The organism is Paenibacillus sp. Z6-24 (assembly GCF_054161335.1).
In genome coordinates, this window is sequence record NZ_CP096398.1 from 2,647,881 (window position 1) to 2,670,089 (window position 22,209).

The 22,209-nt window shown below is 47.1% G+C and carries 15 protein-coding genes; 2 read left to right on the plus strand and 13 right to left on the minus strand.

Features of this window, described 5'->3' with window-relative positions; genetic code table 11:
* Window positions 1-63: 63 nt before the first annotated feature.
* The 12 genes from M1D61_RS11565 to M1D61_RS11620 all read right to left on the minus strand — a co-directional run bounded on the left by M1D61_RS11565 (window position 64) and on the right by M1D61_RS11620 (window position 17,298).
* Window positions 64-1,137, minus strand: coding sequence for a GH12 family glycosyl hydrolase domain-containing protein (locus M1D61_RS11565; RefSeq protein ID WP_458118643.1), 1,074 nt, complete (start codon window positions 1,135-1,137; stop codon window positions 64-66).
* A 540-nt stretch (window positions 1,138-1,677) separates the two neighbouring features.
* Window positions 1,678-3,261, minus strand: a complete 1,584-nt coding sequence (locus M1D61_RS11570; RefSeq protein WP_458118645.1) for a sensor domain-containing diguanylate cyclase — start codon at window positions 3,259-3,261, stop codon at window positions 1,678-1,680.
* A gap of 190 nt (window positions 3,262-3,451) precedes the next feature.
* Window positions 3,452-4,405: an NAD(P)/FAD-dependent oxidoreductase gene (locus M1D61_RS11575; RefSeq protein ID WP_458118646.1), complete on the minus strand. Its 954-nt coding sequence runs from the start codon at window positions 4,403-4,405 to the stop codon at window positions 3,452-3,454.
* 349 nt (window positions 4,406-4,754) lie between these two features.
* The gene (locus M1D61_RS11580; protein ID WP_458118648.1) at window positions 4,755-7,007 is read right to left on the minus strand and encodes a glycosyltransferase family 39 protein; all 2,253 of its coding nucleotides are present in this window, start codon (window positions 7,005-7,007) and stop codon (window positions 4,755-4,757) included.
* 267 nt (window positions 7,008-7,274) lie between these two features.
* Window positions 7,275-7,901 carry a pectate lyase gene (locus M1D61_RS11585; protein ID WP_458122489.1) on the minus strand — a complete coding sequence of 209 codons (627 nt, stop codon included), beginning with the start codon at window positions 7,899-7,901 and terminating at the stop codon, window positions 7,275-7,277.
* Between the two features lie 374 nt (window positions 7,902-8,275).
* A complete protein-coding gene (locus M1D61_RS11590) occupies window positions 8,276-8,608 on the minus strand; it encodes a cysteine-rich CWC family protein (protein ID WP_458118649.1) in 333 nt (110 codons plus the stop codon).
* Between the two features lie 3 nt (window positions 8,609-8,611).
* Window positions 8,612-9,127, minus strand: coding sequence for a metallophosphoesterase family protein (locus M1D61_RS11595; protein WP_458118651.1), 516 nt, complete (start codon window positions 9,125-9,127; stop codon window positions 8,612-8,614).
* Complete coding sequence (locus tag M1D61_RS11600; protein WP_458118652.1) at window positions 9,124-9,933, minus strand: (2Fe-2S)-binding protein; 810 nt, start codon at window positions 9,931-9,933, stop codon at window positions 9,124-9,126. Before M1D61_RS11600 ends, M1D61_RS11595 begins: the two co-directional genes overlap by 4 nt.
* Before the next feature lie 187 nt (window positions 9,934-10,120).
* Entirely contained in the window at window positions 10,121-11,200 is a 1,080-nt protein-coding gene (gene glpX, locus M1D61_RS11605; protein WP_458118654.1) for a class II fructose-bisphosphatase, read from the minus strand.
* Between the two features lie 305 nt (window positions 11,201-11,505).
* Window positions 11,506-13,149 (minus strand): M4 family metallopeptidase, encoded by a 1,644-nt coding sequence (locus tag M1D61_RS11610; protein ID WP_458118656.1) that lies wholly within the window; start codon window positions 13,147-13,149, stop codon window positions 11,506-11,508.
* A 489-nt stretch (window positions 13,150-13,638) separates the two neighbouring features.
* A complete protein-coding gene (locus M1D61_RS11615; protein WP_458118657.1) occupies window positions 13,639-15,309 on the minus strand; it encodes a M4 family metallopeptidase in 1,671 nt (556 codons plus the stop codon).
* Window positions 15,310-15,873: 564 nt separating this feature from the next.
* Window positions 15,874-17,298, minus strand: a complete 1,425-nt coding sequence (locus M1D61_RS11620) for an aldehyde dehydrogenase family protein (RefSeq protein WP_458118658.1) — start codon at window positions 17,296-17,298, stop codon at window positions 15,874-15,876.
* Between the two features lie 399 nt (window positions 17,299-17,697).
* Here M1D61_RS11620 and M1D61_RS11625 point away from each other — a divergent pair, with 399 nt between their 5' ends.
* Together M1D61_RS11625 and M1D61_RS11630 are read left to right on the plus strand one after the other, a co-directional pair.
* Window positions 17,698-19,401, plus strand: coding sequence for a methyl-accepting chemotaxis protein (locus M1D61_RS11625; protein WP_458118659.1), 1,704 nt, complete (start codon window positions 17,698-17,700; stop codon window positions 19,399-19,401).
* Window positions 19,402-19,450: 49 nt separating this feature from the next.
* Window positions 19,451-21,151: a methyl-accepting chemotaxis protein gene (locus tag M1D61_RS11630; RefSeq protein WP_458118660.1), complete on the plus strand. Its 1,701-nt coding sequence runs from the start codon at window positions 19,451-19,453 to the stop codon at window positions 21,149-21,151.
* Window positions 21,152-21,387: 236 nt separating this feature from the next.
* Here M1D61_RS11630 and M1D61_RS11635 read toward each other — a convergent pair whose 3' ends face one another.
* On the minus strand, window positions 21,388-22,074 hold the full coding sequence (locus M1D61_RS11635; RefSeq protein WP_458118662.1) for a serine/threonine protein kinase: 687 nt from the start codon (window positions 22,072-22,074) through the stop codon (window positions 21,388-21,390).
* Window positions 22,075-22,209: the final 135 nt, after the last annotated feature.

The following is a 22,209-nucleotide window of genomic DNA, read 5'->3' on the forward strand; positions in this document are numbered from 1 at the left end:
CTGGTAAGGGAGAAGCCTTTTTGAACTGCACTAAACGGTCAACTTAAAACCGGACAGACCTTTTTATTGAGCGCTAATATTCCAGTTGGAGATAGTCAGTTTACCACTGCCACTCATCACATCCGTACCAAATTTCACTCCGCTCACATAATAACCGGAAGTCGGCAACTCGTTGCGTCCAAGCAGATCTCTTACAAAATCAGACAGGTTCAGGGTAGCGGTGTCTGTATTTTGCGTTCTTACAAATGTATATACACTGCCTTCTCGGTTCGTTCCGAAAATGTTGCTTGTATTGGTATTGTTGTTCATAGTACCATTCATACCATTTGTCCCATCGGTCATCATGCCATTCATGCTGCTGCGATAAATATCCCATGTTGCTCCATCCAGCTGTACGGTATCTATCCAATCTCCCCAGCCGCTGTTTCCTGTCTGATCAGTCGTGCTGCTGTTAGTCACCGCTGCACTACCGGAATTTGCAGTATTGTTGCCTACATTCGGCTGGTCACGATTAGTTGTATCCGAAGCATCTGTTGAAGCTCCGTCAGCCGTATTTTCCGTACCGTTCGCTGAAGTGGAAGTGACTACTTTGACCAGATAAGATGGAGTAGTCTCCGGTCCTGCCCACTGGGTATTATGGATGAACATCGTATAGCCTGTCGCATAATCACCGGTTGCATCCGCTGTAGAATAGGTTACCGATGTATCAATATTTTTCATTTGTGTACGATGATTGGCATCTTGGTTACGACGATCATTATCTCTGAATATCTCTACCGGGAAGTTACCCGCACCTTGATATCCATTTGTCCAGTTCCAGCCGAAGCTGATTCCCGGTGAAGACTGTACACCACTCATATCGTCAGAATAAGCCCAATTGTAACCGTAAGAGTTCTCGTTATTATAGAAAATGGATTGATTGGATGCTCCTGTACCGTCAGCGGAAGTAGCAACGGAATTGGTACCACTGCCTGTCCAGCCGGTATTCGCGAGATAGCTGCTGCTATTCAAGGAGAAGCTGCTTCCTGATGTGTTATTCTCTTCTGCCATTGCAGTAGCAGGAATAAGGATCGACGCTGTTAGTGTCAAGGTAGCCAGCACACAGATTGGCTTTTTCAGAGTTGATTTCTTTTTCATAAAGTGTTCCCTCCAATAGATGTATTTTATTTGTGGAAATGAAGCGATATAACAGGTACTGGGAGCCGCTTAACCACCAAAACTGTGTTATTAATTAGCACAGTATATAAATGAGGTTATTTTTCTTGGCGCTGTACGCTTGCGTGCCATATATTTTCAGCTGCCGACCGCTCGGCTGGAATATGTACGTCCGAAAATATATATTACGCTCCGGATGGGTCACGAAAATTTGTCCAATTTTTGATGACCAGTGTGATACCGCTCACTCCTGTACATATCTTACCCAACCTTTTCCATCCTCTAACTTCTTTTATACCATTTAATTATTAATTATCTAATTATTGTAAATTTTTGATTTTTGTCAATTGTACTCCGTTTCAACTGTGAAATAAAGGTTAATGATTCAGAATATACTTTTTTTCATATTATGTAATGGTAATAATAATAACTTTGCTCTTCCAACTAACAGACAGAGTTACAAGCAATAAACCGATCTCATCAGCAATAAAGCTCTTCCTCCTATTTACAGGAAGAAGAGCTTTATTGCGTGGATATTAACTCATCCGCATATACAGTAGTACGGTTACGCCCTTCTCGTTTGGATATATACAATGCCTGATCAGCTTTGGATATAAGTTCTATCGGTGTTCTGCCCTGGTTTGGATGGTCTACAATACCAATAGAAATTGTAACGATCTCCCCCGAAGGACTGATGGTACTGGCGGCCAATTGGCGCAGCCGTTCGGCTACTACATAGGCACGGGTAATATTGCAGCCACGCAGCAAAATGCCAAATTCTTCGCCCCCATAACGGAAGCACAGGTCTCCTTCACGCGATACATTGCGCATCATGGCAGCCAGCGACTGCATCACCCGATCACCGGTAAGATGACCATACGTATCATTAACACGTTTGAAATGATCAATATCCAGCATAATCAAGGCAAAAGGTTCTTCCCCCATACACCAGGTATCCAGCGTAGAATCGAAGTTCCTGCGGTTAGCCAGTCCCGTAAGACCATCAAGTGCCGTCTCATTATGCAGTTTAGCGATATATTTTTGCAGTTGAAGGCTGGTAAAACGCAGACTTTTATGCAGCGTTTTGATCTCATAGGTCGCTGAGCGAATAGACGGGAATTCTCCAGCATTCCAATTTTTGAGCATTTTATCCGAGTATCCTGCCAGCTGATGCAGCGGTTTGACGACCAGATAGGTCAGCAGCCAACCGGCAGCAAGCGTGATCAACAGCAGAGGCAGTGACTGCAGTATACTTTGCTGCAGCAGCACACCAAGCGGTACACGAATGACAGAGGCCGGGGTCTGGGAAATAATACCCCATCCGGATTTCATGTTATAGGCATAGCCTGCATAATACGAAGAATCACTGGAATCGGTATACAACATGGATCCATTCAGTCCGGCAATGACTTTCCATACCGCATCATTGGAGGCGACATTTTTCCCAATCAGTGTCTGGTTCGGATGAAAAATGATATTCCCTTTGGGGTCTACGGCATAGACGTAGGAACCGTCCAGCTCATACTCCCGTTCCAGAATCAACTGCAGAATATTCGATTTATGCAAATATATGGTACCGGCAACATAGCCATAATATACATTATTCTCATCATACAGTGGGCTTGTGACGAGAATCATCAGATTCCCGGTCGTACCGACAAACGGGTCGGTAATTACCGAATCGCGCATACTCAGCACGGCGCGGCTGGTCGGATTATCTACACTTACTCCTTTTTCCAAGCTGCTATCGACTGGAGCGGTCTTGTCCACGGTCAGGTCTTTGCGAATAATACTTAGCGAGTTAAAGTATTCCCGATGCGTTATATACAGATCATTTAGCGTATTCTCTTCCAGATCATGATCGCGCTGCCAGATCTCTGCAACTGCATCTATGCTGCCCTGAACCCGGTCCAGCAGACTGCCTGTCGAAGCGGCCAGATCAGTGGCCCGTTCATAATTATTATTTAGGTAGTTCTCTACCAGGAATTCTTTACTGGTGGTATATGCGGAATGAATCGTAATAATCATTGTGAGTACAATGGATAGCACGACAATAAAACTGACAATGGTAACCAGCTTAAACCCTTTTCTAGGATAAAAACTCAATGATTCATCCCACCTGAACGATAAATTAGTGTATCGCTTCCATAGTAACATAGTCATTTCTATAAAAGAAAGAAAAAGAGCCTTATAGGCTCTTTTGCTTCAGTGTTTATTCCATATTTTTCATTATTTCATTCAATTGTCCTCTACTGCAGGAAATCGATGACTGATTTGTTGCTCAATTGCAATTTGATCAATGGGAATGAACCGGATTTTCCTCGGCCATCCGTTTCATTTTAACCAGTGTCTTGTTGATCCAGATGGCTGCCTGTGCTCCCTCACCCATCGCAATATTTGCCTGTTCCGAATGAGCGCCCAGATCACCGGCTACCCAGACATTCTCCACATTGCTCATCTTCGATCGCGGATGAGTCTCCACATGGTGATTATGAAGTGTCTCTACTCCCAGCTGCTCAGCCAGCTCGGAATTGACATGATTGCCGCCAAATGCGATAAATCCGCGTTCAGTCTCAATCACTTTGCCATCCTCCAGTTCGACACTGCGAATGATGCCTGTATCTTCATAATGGACCTGACTGACGACCGACTCCATATATTCAATATTGTGTTCGCGCAGGCTCTCCATTGTCTCTGGCTTAAATGGCTTGCTCTCGTGATTAATATACAGCAGCTGGTCGGTGCGATCCGACAGAATCAATGCCATCTGAGCCCCGGCCTCACCTGCCCCAAGCACTACAGTCTTGCGGTCCTGAATCTCATACCCATCACAATCCGGGCATACATATACGCTATGACCGAGTGTCTCCACCAATCCCGGAAGTCTTGGAAAACGGTCAATCAGACCGGTCGCCAGCAGCAGGGTACGTGATCGGTAGCTCTCTCCTTCGGCACCTTTCAGCAGGAAATGTTCCCCTTCTTTTTTGGCTTCCAGAATGCGGTCTTCATGAAATTCCACTCCAAGCGGCTCTGCCTGCCGACGCCCGATCCGGCGCAATTCCTCACCGGAGATCCCGTCCGGAAATCCCAGGATATTCCCGTAATTCTGGCAAAAAGTCGATCTGCCCTTACCCGCGTCAATAACCAGTACACGGTGAGCCGAATAACGCCCCAGCTGAAGCGCAGCCTGCAGTCCCGCTATGCCTCCACCAACAATAATGCAATCATACAGCGTCGTACTATCAATCATATATAAGCCTCCCCAATATATCCGTATCTTGAACATTCAATCTATCATCATTACCATATTTGTATTTTATCGTTTGCATCGGTACAGCCACCTTAGCAAATTTACTAAAGCACCCTGTAATTAAATATGTAAACCTGTCAGTCCAGATGAAACGTAATAATCGACATGAAATACAAAAAACCTCTGCAACTGCCGGAGATTATCCAGGACAGATGAAGAGGTTTTGTTTAAATGTTCTATTACGCTTTATCAAAAGGATAGTTGTTGCTATCCGAACTTTGGTCCATCCCTGTATGGGGATTTTTGCTATTGCAGCTAATCTTTATCGGGACGTCATCCGCTAATCCAATCAGTTACCGATATCTTCAGGAGTTACTTCGTACAACGTTCCACTGCCCATCATACCGCCTCCTGATCCGCCCATACCACCGTTGGTACGATTCATACCATTTTCAGCATCGGTAGTGCCGGATACTTCCTTGGTATCCGCTGCTCCGACAGAATTCATGCTGGCCGGAATGGACTCTGTTGTATTCTGCCAATCTTCGGAAGGCACTTCGGTTCCATGCTGCTCAATCCACTCCGTCACTTCGCTTGAACCTCCGCCGCGGCCACCAAATCCATTAACCAGGAAATATTTCACCTGACCGCTGCTGATCATTTCTTTTAAGCGATCGACCGTCATGATCGGGTCACTACCGCTGTACCCGCCCATTGCCATTACCGCTTTGCCGGTCTTGATAATGTAGGCCGAAGCAGAGTTGGCATTAGATGCGGCAAACAGATATTCTTCCCCTGTATTATGCTCTGTCACATACTGAAGCAGCTTCTCGTTCACACTTTCTCCCATACCGCCTCCGCCGCCAGGCCCACCACTGCGACGACTGCTGTCTGCTCCCGGAGCTGCAGCTGTACCTTCTGCAGTATCTGCAGTGCGCTCCGTTTGACCTGCAGCTGCACTTTCAGCTGCACTCCCGGGCATACGGTTATTTCCGCCGCCAAAGCCCATGGATGTGACCGGGCCCCCATAAGGAAGCGAGATATTGCTGGACGGGTTCATGAACGGGAAGGATGACCAGTACAGCGGCGTCAACAGCAGCAGCACCATCGCTGCAGAAACCACATAACCTTTGCCATTACGCAGCAGAGAACCTCTAGCTCCAACCATCAGCGCTGCGGTCAACATTCCTCCAACAATCGCTATAATATAGAACCACGCCGAACCGATCTGTTCATTATAAGGATAGATCACAAACAGCTGGAAAGCCGTCGTTACAGCTACATTGACAGGAAGCAACCATGACTGCCAGCCTTCGCCTCCACGATAGCATTTCCACTGGGCAACAAATCCTGCCGCTGCCAGCGCAGCTACCGGAGGTGCCAGCATAATCAGATAATATTGGTGGAAAAATCCGGCGATGCTGAAAAATCCCGCTACCGGCAGCAGCCACATTAGCCAGAATACCGTCTCCATATACTGCTGTTTGCGCCATGCATCTCTGCGCAGTCCGGCGAACAATGCAATCAGGGAAATGATTGCAAATGGCAGCAGCAGACTCGCCTGCCCGGACAACGAAGACTGGAACAGACGCAGCGGACCGGGATCTCCCGTATTGAACATGCCGCCGCGCATGCGATTTCCATTGTCACTTCCGCCCGGCGGCTGCATCGTACCGCCTCCCGGCATACCACCCTGATTCATCTGGGCACCTGCTTCTGTATCTGCCTCTCCGGCATCTGCTGTACTGCTATCTGTCGAACGAGTCGCTGCTCCTCCCCCAGGTCCGCCCTGACTCTGCATATCCCCGGTCAGACGACTGACCCCGTTATAGCCAAAAGCGAGTTCCAGTACCGAGTTCGTCTGACTGCTGCCCACATAGGGACGATCTTCGGCAGGTACGCTGTCGACCACTACGGCCCAGGATACGGATACTGCTGCCAGAATGACCGTGCCGCTCGCCAGTACAGACAATTTTTTCTTCCAGTTTACTTTGTATGCCAGTACATAGAAGAGATATACGGCAGGCAGGACCATATATGCCTGCAGCATTTTTTCATTAAAGGCAACGCCGATCATGGCAAATCCGCCCAAAATCCAGCCTGTCTGCTGATTGCGAATGCCTTTGAGCAGCATCCATGTCGCCAGCAGAAGTGTAAAGACGAGAATACCATCAACATTGTTGGAGCGCTGAACGGCTACAGCCACCGGAGTAACTGCCATCATCAGGGCAGCCAGACGGGCAGCAGTCAGACCGAAGGTCGGTTTGATGATGAGATAAATGAGTCCAACCGAGCCAACACCAGCCAGAGCCGCCGGCAGTGTCACACTCCAGCCATGCACACCAAGCACGGAGGCAAACAGCGTCTGAATCCAGAACGCCACCGGCGGTTTGTCTACAGTCACATAGCCGGCCGGATCAAATGAAGCATAGAAGAAATGGTGAAAACTTTGCAGCATACTCGTCACTGCTGCCGTGTAATAGGCATTCGCCGAACCGTTATCCCAAATGTTCCAGATATTCAGAAACGCGGAAAGGATAAGGATAAAAATAAGCGGAATATCAATTCTTGAGCGAGATCGTATGTTGTTTCTTGATTTCATGTAGGTTCCTCCCGAAAGTTAGTCAGACAGCATCAGCGGCAAGGGTTGACCTCATCTCTCTTTGACGCCTGTACTCCTTTGTATCATATTTAACAATATGTATATGTATTTTGTATGAACAACATGAAGAACAGCTCATGAGAAACTTAAAGAACGATAAAAAAGCAAAAAAAGACACCGCCAAAGTGCGGTGCCCTGGATATGCATCCAAATTATATATACGCTATATAGCATGTTGGGGGAGAGCTATATAGTAAGGAAAAGGCATTAGTACTGGGTATTTCCACTTTCGGTAATATTCTTCACACCGATGAATTTCTCGCCTACGCTGTGGTAGCGGGTATTGGTCATCTTGACGGTACTGGTGGTGCTGTCCGTGCGGAAGATCGCTTCTTTCATATTGGAGATGTCACATCTGTCGATGATCACATCCACTTTGAACTTGCTGCCGCCCAGCTGACGAATAAACTTGCCGGCTTTGGAACCTTTGAAATTTTTGACGGTGAAAGTGGATGCAGCATTAATCTGGAACATCTTGTCATCGCCATTGGTTGCGGAACCGCCATCAAGGGTTACTTTACCGCTTTCCTTGATTGTCAGTGCATCTTCACCAATATCTTCCCAGACAATGTTCTGCAGATTGGCATCTCCGTATGTATGTACGCCGTCAGCAGCCGGATATCCGAGTACCACATTCTTGAGCGTGCCGCCGTTCTCTACACGGAAAATTGGTTTTTGTCCTTCTTTTTGACTGCCGTCACCGAGTGCGCTGCCAGCGATATAACGTTGTCCTTTGCCGTCAAAGACTTCTCCTTTTTTAACAATAATCGTTGTGTTTTGTACACCAGGAGTAGCGGATGTTGCAGCAGAGGCTGCAGGTACAATCGTAATCATTGACGTGAGTACGGCACCGGCCAGCAGAGAAGTAAACCATTTTTTCATAAGAGTATCAGCTCCTTTTATTGTAACCTGTTACTTAAAATTAATCAATACAGGTTTAAGTAAACAATATCATTATTGTGGGCATACTATCCATATAATATTTAAGTACCATAAAGGTGAATATATTTACATTTATGGTACTTATGTATTTTAATCTATTTTTACTTTTCTATTCATTTGTCACATCTGCTAACTTCGTTAATTCGACTCCTTATTATCGTTTTTCTAACAGTGGGAAATCTTTTATTTACAGAAATACCCAAATAGCCATACCGTAAAAATATGGCTATTTTCTGCTTTTGCTATTCTATTTGTTCCGTATTTTACTATTCATCCCTTATGTGGACTTCCGCACACTGTTCGCAGATACAAGATTGATTGCGCTGCTTCTCTGGAATACGGCTGCGAACATGCTCTGGAATACTCCATCTCATGCACCAGCAGCTCTCTGGTGGCAGCTGCCTGGTGATCGCGCAGCCGTTATTCCCTCCGCATAATGGGCATCGATCTGCGGAAATGTGGTATCCGGAATCTTTTCCTTCATTAAAAATTAGCCCAGATAATTCAGAGGACACGCTATGTGAAAGTATAGATACCTCAAGAGATGCATCAGAAGAAACCCTGGAAGGTTCACGGGAAGCGGCGGAGAAATCATTCATCTTTCAGTCCCTTATCTGTTCTTTGTCAAAGTAATAATGCTCAAATGTAATCTCGTCCTGCCGGATAAATATTTTGCCATAGGAATATTGCGACTGTCTGCGCTTGTCCGTTGGTGAACCGGGATTAAACAGCAGAATCCCTTCCCTGTATTCCGCAAAAGGAATATGCGAATGGCCGAATACGATGATATCGAGCTGATCTTCTTTTGTAAAAGACTGAAACGCCCGTTCCGGGGTACTGCCGCGGAATCCACCATCTCCGTGTACGAGGCCGATCCGTTTGCCGGCGACTTCGATAATCTTTTGCCGGCCGACTTTCTCGACAATGCTCTGCGGATCGTTATTGCCTGCTATCGCCTCTACCGGAGCCATCCGGCTGAGCAGATCATGAACGCCCCAGTCACAGAAGTCTCCGGCATGCAGAATAAGATCGACGCCTTCCATTCCATCCCACACCTGCTGCGGAAGCACCAGCTGTCGGCTGAACAAATGGGTATCCGATATTACACCAATAATCATCTGTTTCCCTCCTTTCTCTGATAGGCCAGACGCCGTTCCTCTCTGGCCGCTTCGCTGATCTTGGGGCAATTAAAACAGTATTCCCCATCTTCCATTCGGTGAAACAGGCAGCAGGCACTGCGCAAAATGGTCTCGCCTGTACCATCGATATTGAGCGTATGCCGTGGCGGCACATGCAGCGGATTGCGGGACAATCCGAAGACCTCCGCCGGCATCCCGCTCACTACATAATGAAGATCCCGATCGATCATTTGTATGATTGACTCGTCGGTTATCCCCTTTTTCCATTGATCGGTATAATAGTGGAACCTGGCTGGCATCTGTCTCCAGTACATTCGTGCATGATCGCCGCCCAGGTCGGCCATCAGCTGTACGAGCGGGCGCAGAATATCACTGTACACCGCATGCAGATGCTGGTTGCGGAACGTTATGCGCTGATCGGCAGAGCAGGATGCAGGCAGCTGCTCCATCCGCAGTTCTTTTGTATAAAATGAAAACTGGCAGTACGGACCGCTCATATACATCTCCATTGTCATCTGTGCCGGGTCCAGCTTCAATCCGGTCTGTTCCACGGACAGATAATACTGCACCGCCAGCGGAATGCCAGTAAGCCATGAACATAAAAAAGTGGCTGCAGGCTGGGTATCCGGCGCTTTGAGCAGAGGAGCATAATACTCCAGCAATTCCTGCATTCCCTCTCTCGTGAACAACCTGGTAAAGGGAATGCGGTAGACCGCTTCCGGGTGAGAGTTATTGCTAATATAGAACTGTCTGCTCAGCCTCTCCCAGTCGGGTATGATATTCATCAGCCCCATCCTTTCCATACACATCGGGTATCATTAGTTATCCTATACCAATTTGGTAATCACTTCAAACGGTCCGACTGCTGCCTTTTTGTAATCCACGCAAAAAAAGAGGCAGCCCATACAGGATGGACTGCCCAATAACGGAGGTATTGCGGATAGAGCATGACTTGCAAAATGCCTATGCGATTTAACTGGACTGCATCTGTTCCTGCTTGACAGCAGCCGGCTGCTTTTTCATAGCCGCAGACTCCACAGCAGCAGCACGGCGATCTTCGGGATGTCCGGAGGACTGCACCTGTCTCACTTTATGAAGCACTTCCTTGTTCGGCAGATAATGAAGAGACTTGATATAACGGATCGTTTTCGTTTTGGCGCGCATGACAATGGAATGCGTCTCTGCACGATCATCCGGCAGATATCTCACGCCACCCAGGATTTCACCGGGCGTCACGCCCGTAGCGGCAAAAATCACATCGTCGGTGCCGATCATATCCTGCATGGTGAGTACCTGATATGGATTCTCGATTCCCATAGCCTTGCAGCGTTCGAATTCGTCCGCATTCGCAGGCATCAGCCGGCCCTGCAGCTCACCGCCGAGGCAGGAGAGCGCAGCAGCTGCCAGCACGCCTTCCGGCGCTCCACCGGAACCGAGATACAGATCAATCCCCGCTTCCGGAAAAGCCGGCGCCATCGCCCCGGCCACATCGCCGTCACTGAGGAACTTGATCCGTACGCCTGTTTTGCGCAGCGTCTTGATGATACTCTCATGACGATCCCGATCCAGAATCATCACGGTCAGATCTGCCATTCGCTTGCCCAGTGTCTTAGCTGCCTTGCGCAGCGTCACATCCACCGGGTCTTCGATACTGAGCTTGCCTACCAGTGCGGGACCTACCGCGAGCTTCTCCATATACATATCGGGAGCATGCAGCAGGTTACCCTTGTCGGCTACGGCAATAACGGAGAGCGCATTATTCAACCCCTTTGCTACGATGACTGTGCCTTCCAGCGGATCAACAGCAACATCCACTTCCGGTGCTTCTGTACTTCCCACTTTCTCACCGATATACAGCATCGGTGCTTCGTCCATTTCCCCTTCGCCGATAACGACCGTACCGTTTACCGATACCGAATCGAACATGGCTCTCATGGCCAGTGTAGCTGCCTCGTCTGCGCTGTTCTTGTCACCGCGACCCATCCAGGGAGCCGAAGCCAACGCCGCTACTTCTGTTACTCTTACAATTTCCAAAGCCAATTCGCGTTCCATGTCTTCCACTCCTTTAATTGTGGGTTTCCAAAGAGAAATGTTTTAACATGTTGACTATAATAACACCTTTCTTTGTAATTATGTTGCTTTTTTTGTAAATTATCTTTTAAAACAAATTTATATTGCTTATAAAGAAAAATTATATGTATATATACACCACAATAAGCGACATAAAACAACAAATTTATTTGGGTATTTATTCTTTATCCCCTATTAGTCAACAAATAAAGCCTGCATCCCCGTGAAGGGAGCAGGCTTTATGACTATCATATCATTTTCAAAATATTTGTTTTTCTGCAGTATTTCTAGAGAATCCCTACTGCATCAAAAGATTTTTTGACAGCTGTTGTCTGTGCGGAATTTGCACCGTACAGGTCTGTCGATGCCTGGATCATCGCTGCACGATAATCGGAGAAATCAGAAGTGGATGTCAGATACAGTGTCAGCGCACGGTAAACGATACCGATCGCCTGGGATCTGCCCAGTCCCTGTACAGTTACACCTTCAAAACTTCCGCCCTGTGCCAGCAGGTAGAACTGCTTGTTCGGAATACCACTGTTCGTGTGTACGCCGCCCCAGTCACCGGCTTCTGTATTCGGCAGATTCTTGAATTCATTCATGTGGTCCGGATCACCATACTGATTCGGGTTGGACATGGAACGCAGTGCATCCCCCGCTATAGAAGGCGTGTATACATCTTCACCAATGAGCCAGTCCGTACCACCTTCGATTACATTACCAAACATATCTGCAATCGCTTCATTTAATGCACCGGATTGGTTCATATATTCCAGGTTAGCTGTTTTCTCGATCACACCGTGAGTCATCTCGTGACCGACTACATCCAGAGCGCCGGAGATCGGGATGAATGTTCTGCCATCTCCATCGCCATACACCATATAGCTTCCATTCCAGAATGCATTATTGTAGTTGGAGCCATAATGTGTTACCGAACGAATCGCCATTCCTCTGCCATCCAGGCTGTTGCGGCCAAAGTTATTTTTGTAAAAGTCATATACTTTACCGGCATACGTATGAGCATCTACCGAGGCAGGATCATTAAATGTTGTCGATGTGCTGGATACTGTCGTTCCCGGCAGGGAGGAGCGGTTCGCAGCTGTATACGTCTGGATACCACCACCACGAGTGGAGTCGATCATGACATAACGGGAACCGGACGTTCCTACTGTAAAGGATTTGGTATCACCCAGTACGCCTTTACCTGTACCTGTCGCATGCTCGAGCAGATCATATTTCAACAGGATGGAACCATCTTTGGCATCCACAAAGTAACGGGTGCGCAGCGGTTCAGGATCAAGTACATTGACCTCTGTTACATAGGCCAGATGGGCTTCCTGTCCTTCCGGAGCATAGATGTACAGCTTGGCAGAAGGTGCAGTTACCGGCTCACCGATTCGGCCCAAACGCAGAGCTGCATCCGCTTCCGCGATACGGATAGCACGTGTTTCGTTGATTTTTGCTTTCAGCGGCTCGACTGCTTCAGCATATACATCTTCCGTTACTTTCGAGCTGGAGGAATTCAGCTTGCCATACACATCCTCTACCACTTTCCCCATATATAGAGACACATTGCCGGAGGAATCAAAATGAAGGGTCTGCTCTGCACCATACACCGGAATACCTTTATACGTCTGGGTCAGGCGGTAATGATCAGTGCCGGTCTGTGCATCCGGCTGACGTTTAGTAATTTCAAACAGTTCCTTTACATTCTCGGATTGCGCTTGATTTGCAACCAATGAACGCTTTTGCTTCTCGAGGAATTTCCATACTTTTTCGTCACCCGATCCACCAATGCCTGTCGTTTGTGCAATCATTTTCGGGGTGTAATCACCCAGTGGTGCCAGCTCATTTGTTCCAGCTGCAAAGACTGAAGAATTCGCACCGACAAGCAGACTTCCCGCAAGTAAAAGACCAACCGTTTTTTTCAAAGTATTCTCCCCTGTTCACTTGGTTTTATTGTTGCAAAAATGATAGCTTACCTTAAAGGCGGATATACTCCATCGAGAACAACCGACTTTTCAGCTTGCTGTGTGTACTGCATTGTCTGCTCCTATACAGATTCCGGATATGGTTTCTTCATACAGACATTGTGCATGATTAATGCTATGTACCTGGAAAAGTCTTTCCGCTTCTCCTTTCTCTCCTCCCTCAAATGAATATACCTGATAATGAAGTAAAATAATGGAGCAAATCCTGTTGTTGGAAAAAATAGTAACATGATTCCTAAAGGAAATAAACATATTTTTAAATAAATTTATTTTTTTCTTGTTATTTTCTGTTTATTCTTGACTCGCTATGTCAGGTTAATCAACTTCTGTTCAATTAAAATTGCTTAATTTCTCCCGTGAACATACAAATCCCCTCCCTGCTATTCAGCAAGAAGGGGACCGGGTGGATATACGTTTATAAGAGCGTAATTACAGGATACCTACAGCGCTCAGGGAGTTCTTCACAGCTGTTGTTTGTGCAGAATTTGCACCATACAGATCGGTAGAAGCCTGAATCATTGCAGAACGGTAATCAGAGAAATCGGAGGTGGATGTCAGGTAGTAGTTCAGCGCACGATAGACGATCTGGATCGCCTGGGAGCGGCCGATACCTGTTACACTTACGCCGTCAAATGTTCCGCCTTGCGCAAGCAAGTAGAACGATTTGTTCGGAATACCACTGTTGGTGTGTACGCCGCCATTATCAGCAGATGTGTTGACAAAATCGTCCATACGGGACGGCTGGCCGCCTCTTTCCGGATTATCCATGTAACGCAGCGCATCGCCGGATACGCGAGGTGTGTAGATCGCATCACCGATCATCCAGTTTTTGCCTTCGATGGTGTTACCGAACATATCGGAGATCGATTCATTTAGAGCACCGGATTGACCATAGTACTCCAGATTGGCTGTATACTCGGTTACACCGTGAGTCAGCTCATGGCCGATTACATCCAGGTCACCGGACAATGGCGCGAAAGTTGTACCATCGCCATCACCATACACCATCTGGGAACCATTCCAGAATGCATTGTTGTAGTTAGTGGAATAGTGGGTGGTGGAACGAATTGCCAGCCCTCTACCGTCGATGCTGTTGCGGCCAAAGTTGGTTTTGAAGAAGTCATAGACACGTGCAGCATATGCATGAGCATCTACCGATGCAGGATCATTAAATGTTGTCGATGTGCTGGATACCGTCGTTCCCGGCAGGGAAGTACGATTCGCCGCCGTATACGTCTGGATACCATTGCCACGCGTTGTATCTGTCAACACATAACGGGAACCGGATGTTCCGACCGTAAAGGTCTTGGTATCACCGAGTACACCTTTACCTGTACCTGTCGCATGCTCGATCAGATCATACTGGAACAGTATAGAACCGTCTTTAGCATCGACAAAGTAACGTGTACGCAGCGGCTCCGGTTCGAGTACGTTGACTTCTGTCACATAAGCCAGGCGTGCTTCCTTGCCTTCCGGAGCATAAATGTACAATTTGGCCGAAGGAGTAATTTGTGCTTCACCCAATGAGCCTACTTTGGAAGCTGCATCTTTTTGAGCGATACTGATTGCTTCGGAAGCGTTGATTTCTGGTGTTACCGGATTGTAAGTATCACTAGCGGCCGTTTCTTTTACGTCCGCGTATACATCTTCTGTTACTTTCTGTTCAGGAGCGGCGGCTTCGGAAGCTCCCAGCTTGTCGGACAGATCGTTGATGACTTTACCCATATACAGGGATACATTGCCCGCTTTGTCAAAATGGAGTGTCTGTTCAGCACCATATACCGGAACACCTTGATATACCTGGTTCAGACGATAGTGGTCTGTACCCGTTTGGGAATCTGCCTGTCTTTTGGTGATTTCGAACAGATCCTTCACATTCTGGGATTCTGCACCGTCACTAACGAGTGTGCGTTTTTGTTTGTCCAGGAATTTCCAAACCTTCTCATCGCCGGATGCCCCAGTAATTGTAGTCGGCTGGTTAATCAGCTTGGGCGTGTAATCACCCAGTGGCGCCAGATCATTGGTATCTGCTGCAAATACGGAAGAGCTAGCACCTACAAGTAAGCTTCCTGCGAGTAAAAGAGTAGCGGTTTTTTTCAAAGTATTCTCCCCTGTTCACTTGGTTTTTTGGAATTGATCCTGCCTGCACAGTATTAACAACTGCATTACCTAATCCTTCTGCAATAGACACAACCATTTATCAATAACCTTTTTTGCCAGCTATGTATAGCGGGCCACTACCAAATAAAACGACAATTTCCAATCCAAGCATCCCACCTTTCAATTGCATTGTGACCTCGTTTTACAAAAAATGGATTACTCTTGGTGTTGGGAGAAAGCGTATCATGATTCTTAAAAAAAATAAATAGGTTTTTAACTAAAAATTAGAAAAAAGTGTAAAATTACTTGAATATCTAACATATGTAGTATGGTTTATTAACAAGTGGTTAAAAAATTGTAAAAATTGCACGTGAACAAGACTTTATGTACTTATTTACGTATTATTTCAAATTTGGAAAGTTATTTACCTATAATGGACATCATTTTATATAAGAATCAGGAAAATCTATACATAGATACTACAGTTTGTGAGTCATTTGGATGATCTTATACAAAAAAAAGGAAGTGACCGCCCTGCAGGCAGCCACTTCTCCCAATTCTTATTCAGCCTTCGTGTTTGAACACAACCAGCTTGGTCTCCATCATTTCTTCCATCGCATACTTGATCCCTTCGCGTCCGGTTCCGCTCTGTTTAACCCCTCCATAGGGCATATGGTCGACACGGAAGGTCGGGATGTCGTTCACAATTACGCCGCCTACCTCCAGTTCGCGTATTGCACGGAAAGCGGTGTTCAGCTGCTTGGTATAGATCCCGGCCTGCAGACCGTAATCCGATTGATTCACTGCGGTGATCGCCTCGTCTATACTATTCACCAGGTTGATCATAACGATAGGAGCGAATACTTCGCGGCAGGCTACACGGGAATTCGGATGTACATTCAGCAGTACCGTGGGCAGCAGCAGTTCATTTTCTACTTTTCCACCATAGGCGATTTCCGCGCCTTCCTCTACCGCTTCGGTAATCCATTCCAGGGCACGCTGCTGTTCTTTCGGTGCGATCATCGCTGCCACGTCGGTATCTTCGGACAAAGGATCACCCATTCGCAGCCCAGCCGCCTTGTCGACGAACTGCTGCACAAATGCATCGTAGATCCGCTCATGTACATAAATGCGCTGTACCGAGATACATACCTGCCCCTGGTTGGAGAATGCTCCTGATACTACCCGGTCTATCATGGCAGTGATGTCCGTATCCTCATCTATTATAAGTCCTGAATTGGAGCCAAGCTCCAGCGTAACCTTTTTGAGTCCTGCCCGGGCACGGATCGAGATACCTACAGCCGGACTGCCGGTAAAGGAGACTGCTTTGACCCGTTCATCCGTTACGATCAGATCCCCTACCGTCTTGCCATCACCGGTCACTACATTTAATGCTCCGGCAGGCAATCCTGCCTTTTCAAGCAGTTCTGCGAGCAGCAGTGAAGATAAAGGAGTCTGTTCGGCAGGCTTCAGTACGACCGTATTGCCGGCTGCAATCGCCGGCCCCACTTTGTGAGCAACCAGATTCATCGGGAAATTAAATGGAGTAATCGCTCCCACTACACCGACAGGCTCTTTGACTGTATAAGCGGTACGTCCTTCTCCGGTAGCTGCTGCATCCAGTGGTATGGTCTCTCCGTGAATGCGTTTGGCTTCTTCTGCTGCAAATTTATAGGTTTCGATCGTGCGGGCAATCTCTCCGCGGGCTGCGCTCAGCGGTTTGGAGCCTTCCATGGCAATCAGCCGGGCCGCTTCCTCGCTGCGTTCCTGCAGCAGCTGTGCCAGTTTTTCCAAAATGGCCGCCCGACGGTGAGCAGGCATGCTCCGCATCGTGTCTTTGGCAGCATAAGCAGCAGCGATCGCCAGTTCGGTTTCCTCTGCACTTGCTTCAGCCACTTCAGCAATCTGTTCTTTGCTATATGGAGAGTATAGTGCCTTATAGGATTGGGCAGGCGTCCATACTCCGTTAATGTAAAGATCTTTTTTCATATGAAACCCTTCTTTCTTGATTATTCATAGTTCGGGATACGTGGGAGGCTAACTCCCTACCTCTCTCTCTTACTTTATACATCGCTGTATTATTCAACAATCCGCCTGGTCCTTTTAACCTATAAAAATCTAATTTTCGACAAAATTCAACCAAATTATATATTTAACTACATTAACTATAATCAAATTGAACTAGTCATCCGACATATAAATTACCGGCTAAATAGCTTTCCTCTTCGTTTCTCGCTTATCTACAGGCTAATGTTCCAGAGTGAATGCCTATTTATCTATTGTAACGCTGCTGTCAATTTTCGACAATCAGCTTTAACATCTTATCTTTTTAATCCTTTTATATTAAGGCAATAACGCCACTACTTTGACAATAAGGGGAGACTGTCTGTGCGCCACTTGAAAGTAAAAACCAAAATTCTTGTACTGCTCGCCACTACGCTTGTTTTTATGGCTGTTGTGGGCATTACCGGATACCAGACAACCAGTATGATTGCCAGTAAAACCAAAACGATGTACACCCAGAATATGCTCGCCAGTATGGATATCAATCAGATCATTATTGATAACCGTGCGATCGAATCCGCGATTATGGAATTAATGATCACCCGCGATCCACAGCGTAATAAAGTACTGAAGGCTACGATTCAGGAACGGACAGCCTCCAATGAGAAGCTGTATGAGCACTTAGATTCCACCGCTCTTACTTCCACGTCGACCGATTTGTACAACCAGTACAAAAACAATCTCGATACGTACCAAAGCTTACTTCAACAAGTAGAATCTCTTGCATTGCAAAATAATAACACAGCAGCCTACGACCTGTTCACGTCCAAGGTTGAACCGATCCGCGAGAAAATGAATGCGGCAACCCGAAGCTTGAACGAGGAGCTTACTCAGGAAGCAGCTGCTACTAATGAACAAATCGACTCTTCTGCCTACTGGTCCAAAATAATACTTGCTTCTGTGATCACCGCCGGTATCCTGCTTTCACTGCTGTTCGGTTATATCATCAGTCAGATGATTACCCGCCCATTGCATCAGCTGCAGCATCTGATGAGCATGGCTGGCGATGGCGATCTGACCGTTACCGGCGATTATCAGTCGAGAGATGAGATTGGCGTTGTGACCGGCTCCTTCAATTCCATGATAGGCAATGTTAAAGCGATTATTCGCCAGGTGGATGAGAGTGCGCTAACCTTGTCCGCATCCTCCGAGGAATTGACTGCAAGTGCCGAGCAGACTGCCCAGGCAGCCGAACATATCGCTGTCGCTACCAATGAAATGTCTACCGGTATCGAATCTCAGGTTGCATCCGTAAACCAGGTAAATCAGTCCGTCAGCTCCATGTACGAGAAGATGGGTCATGTATCTACCAACAGTCAGGAAATCAACAAACTCACCGAGCATATGACCACAGCCGCTCATAATGGTCTGAAGGAAGTTAATGAAATTACCCGCTTGATTGAGGGATTATCCATAGATATGGAACAAAATCTGCGCGTGATGACACAGCTGAATACCACATCCGATCAGATTGGGCTGGCATCTTCTGCAATTCAGCAGATTGCCAAGCAAACTAACCTGCTGGCCTTGAACGCTTCGATCGAAGCAGCCCGTGCCGGAGAAGCCGGACGCGGATTCGCTGTCGTTGCTGAAGAAATCCGCAAACTGGCTACCGGTGCAGCCGAATCTTCCAAAGAAATATCCGATATGGTGCAGTCAATTCAGGACAGCAGCCGCGCTGCAGTAGAGCAGGTGAATCAGTCTTCTGCCAGCATCAGTGCCAGTGTACAAAGCAGTATCCGTGTGAATACGGCCTTTGAAGCGATCCGCGAGTCTGTCGAAGCCACTTCCGGTAAGATTATCGTATCCAGTGAAATGATTCAGGAAGTTGCCCGTCAGTCCGAGAAAATCGCCGAAGCGATGGAGCATGTAAGTGCTATTACAGAGCAGAGCTCTGCAGGAATTCAGCAGACAGGTGCTGCCAGTGAAGAGCAGCTATCCACAATGGAAGAAGTCTCCGGCTCTGCGCGCTATCTGTCCGAACTCGCTGAGAAATTACAGCATGCCCTATCCCGCTTTAAGATTTGAATTCAGAATCCACTCTTGTTGTTAACTTTATTGAAATGAGGCTGTTCTCATGAAAAACCTGAAAGTCCGTACCAAGATTATTATTCTTATCATCGTCAATCTGCTGGTGTTGGCGGCCATCTCCATTAATGGCATTCGTTCCACAGAACAGATGTCCGACATAGCCACCAATATGTATTCCAACAATATCAAGCCGATTACCGCGATGGACCAGATCATTATCAATTACAGTTCCAATGCTACCCGACTGCTCAAAATATTTGCCTCGGATAATGCAGCGAATATCCAGCAGTGGGTAACCGAGATTCAGACCACAGCAGCAGATACAAAGAAACAATATAATATTGTCGGACAGACCCAGCTTAGTGCACAGAACCAACCATTGGCTGCCCAGCTTGTTGAAGTCGCCAAGACGTTCTCCGCTACCCGTGACAATATAGTGAAATTGGTCTCTGAAGGAAATATGACCGAAGCGGAAAAATCCTATGCTGATCTGGAAAATATCCGCCTAAGCCTCAACGATCTGCTGAACCAGATTCGCAATAACATGATGAATGAAGCGGCCCAAAGTAAAACCGATGCAGATGCCAGCTACAAACAGGCTGTTCTCGTCACGATTATCGTATCCGCTGCCGGTCTTCTCGTCTCCCTGCTGCTCGGCATCTGGATCGTCCGTCTGATCGTACGTCCGCTGCGTAATGTACAGGAACTGATGACTTCGGCAGCAGCCGGAGATCTGACTGTCGTCGCCGAGCATGATGCCGGAGATGAGATCGGGCAGGTTGCCAAAGCATTTAACGTGCTGGTTGGAAGTATGCGCAAAATTATCAAAAGTGTCGATGAGAGTGCCATGACCCTGTCTGCCGCTTCCGAGGAGTTGACAGCCAGTGCAGAGCAGACCGCCCAGGCGTCTTCCCATATTGCTGTATCATCCGGTGAATTGTCCACCGGCTTCACTTCCCAGACCGATACGATTATTCATGTTACCGATTCGGTGAATGATATGGCCCAGCAGATGCAGGATGTACAGAACAACAGTGCCCAGATCCATACGCTGACGAGTTCTATGCAAGATGCAGCCGATGAAGGTCTAAATGAAGTACGTGAGATTACAGATATTATTCAGCGTCTATCATCCGGCATTCATGATAACCTCAATGTAATGACCAGTTTGAATAATAAATCCGATCAGATCAGCTTCGCTTCCTCAGCCATTCAGCAAATTGCCAAACAGACGAATCTGCTGGCACTGAATGCTTCAATTGAAGCGGCCCGTGCCGGTGAAGCAGGCAAAGGCTTTGCTGTAGTCGCTGAAGAAATTCGCAAACTGGCTGAAAGTGCTGCAGAATCGTCCACTATGATCACTCAGCTGATCAGTGATGTACAGATAGAAAGCCAGAATGCAGTCGCTCAGGCTACCGATTCCGTGGAAAATGTCCAAGCTGGCGTCGATAGCAGCAAGCGTGTAAGTGTAGCTTTCGAAGCGATTCAGCAGTCCGTGGTAACTACCGTCCAGCAAATTGGCGGCACACGGGAAAAAATCCTCAACGTCGGCAGCAAATCGCATTCGATCGCGGAAGCGATGGAGCATCTGAGTGCATTGTCCCAGCAGGGTTCTGCAGGTATTCAGGAAATGAATGCAGCCAGCGAACAGCAGCTGTCCACTATGGAAGATGTTGCTTCTTCTGCAAGACATCTGTCCGCTATGGCCGAAGAACTGCAGCAGATGATCGCTTTCTGCAAAGTATAAACCAGACATCGTTATCCTTTATTTCTTAAACCTGTATGAGTCGAATGGTTGCGCCGGATGACCTTGATATAAATGTCTGCTTGCTATAGATACTGAACCGGTCCGCATATACCATACAAACCGACTGGTAGATTATTGCCGGACACAACAAAAGCTGCATTCTCCTAGAGAGAATTGCAGCTTTTTCGCTTTTATAATCAATACCGATTATTTTCACAAAAAAAAGCTAAAGCATTTCACTTCATATATTTGGAGAATAGCTCTCCTACCCGCTTGGCAAACTCCTCCAGGTTCAGGTTATTATTGATCCGATCAACCCGCGAATACCAGTTTTTGATCGTATCCAGCACCCAGGAGGGGATACTTTTGCCTGCAATCCGGTCGTAGAACTGATAATAGGCCCATACGAGATGATCCCAGCGCTTGTCATCTCCTTCCTGAACATATTCGGATACATCAATGACTTTGGCACGGCCATCCTGCACAATTACATTTTTGAGATGGATATCCCGTGGATTCAGGCCGACACCCCGCACATATTTCCGGGCGGCCTCCACATCCAGAATAACCTGCTCCGGTACTTCAATTCCCTGCAGCAGACAATCCTGCAGTGTAGGACCCACTTCATAGCTCATCACCAGATAATTCGCTCCATATCCATAACATACCGGGAAAAAGGGGGCACCCTTCAGCTTCTCGTATACCGAGAATTCTACCGGAATTTTGCTAATTGCCTGTGGTGCGAAGACTTTGTAGGCATAACCTGGAGCCTGATCGTACGTGAAGACTGCTGCATCCGTACCAATCCCGATACACCGGACACCATCGGCATATCCCGAGATTACAACAAGCTCATTATCTTCACTGCCATTAACTCCGATCCTGCGCAGCGCTTCCTCTGCTGCTTTCCAATCTGTATTCATATCGATACCTCTCTCCTGCATCCGGCTGAAATATATGGTTAAACCGCTATATAGTTATATACACGTTTCCTCTCATTTAACAACGGGAAGTAACATGGATTCTAGCTTATTTTCAGTAATGTTCCAACTCACCTT

Coding starts and splice junctions, on each gene's coding strand:
- M1D61_RS11565 (WP_458118643.1), bottom strand. CDS start 1,137: ATGAAAAAGAAATCAACTCTGAAAAAGCCAATCTGTGTGCTGGCTACC.
- M1D61_RS11575 (WP_458118646.1), bottom strand. CDS start 4,405: ATGATTGATAGTACGACGCTGTATGATTGCATTATTGTTGGTGGAGGC.
- M1D61_RS11580 (WP_458118648.1), bottom strand. CDS start 7,007: ATGAAATCAAGAAACAACATACGATCTCGCTCAAGAATTGATATTCCG.
- M1D61_RS11585 (WP_458122489.1), bottom strand. CDS start 7,901: ATGATTACGATTGTACCTGCAGCCTCTGCTGCAACATCCGCTACTCCT.
- M1D61_RS11590 (WP_458118649.1), bottom strand. CDS start 8,608: ATGAATGATTTCTCCGCCGCTTCCCGTGAACCTTCCAGGGTTTCTTCT.
- M1D61_RS11595 (WP_458118651.1), bottom strand. CDS start 9,127: ATGATTATTGGTGTAATATCGGATACCCATTTGTTCAGCCGACAGCTG.
- M1D61_RS11600 (WP_458118652.1), bottom strand. CDS start 9,933: ATGAATATCATACCCGACTGGGAGAGGCTGAGCAGACAGTTCTATATT.
- glpX (WP_458118654.1), bottom strand. CDS start 11,200: ATGGAACGCGAATTGGCTTTGGAAATTGTAAGAGTAACAGAAGTAGCG.
- M1D61_RS11620 (WP_458118658.1), bottom strand. CDS start 17,298: ATGAAAAAAGATCTTTACATTAACGGAGTATGGACGCCTGCCCAATCC.
- M1D61_RS11630 (WP_458118660.1), top strand. CDS start 19,451: ATGAAAAACCTGAAAGTCCGTACCAAGATTATTATTCTTATCATCGTC.
- M1D61_RS11635 (WP_458118662.1), bottom strand. CDS start 22,074: ATGAATACAGATTGGAAAGCAGCAGAGGAAGCGCTGCGCAGGATCGGA.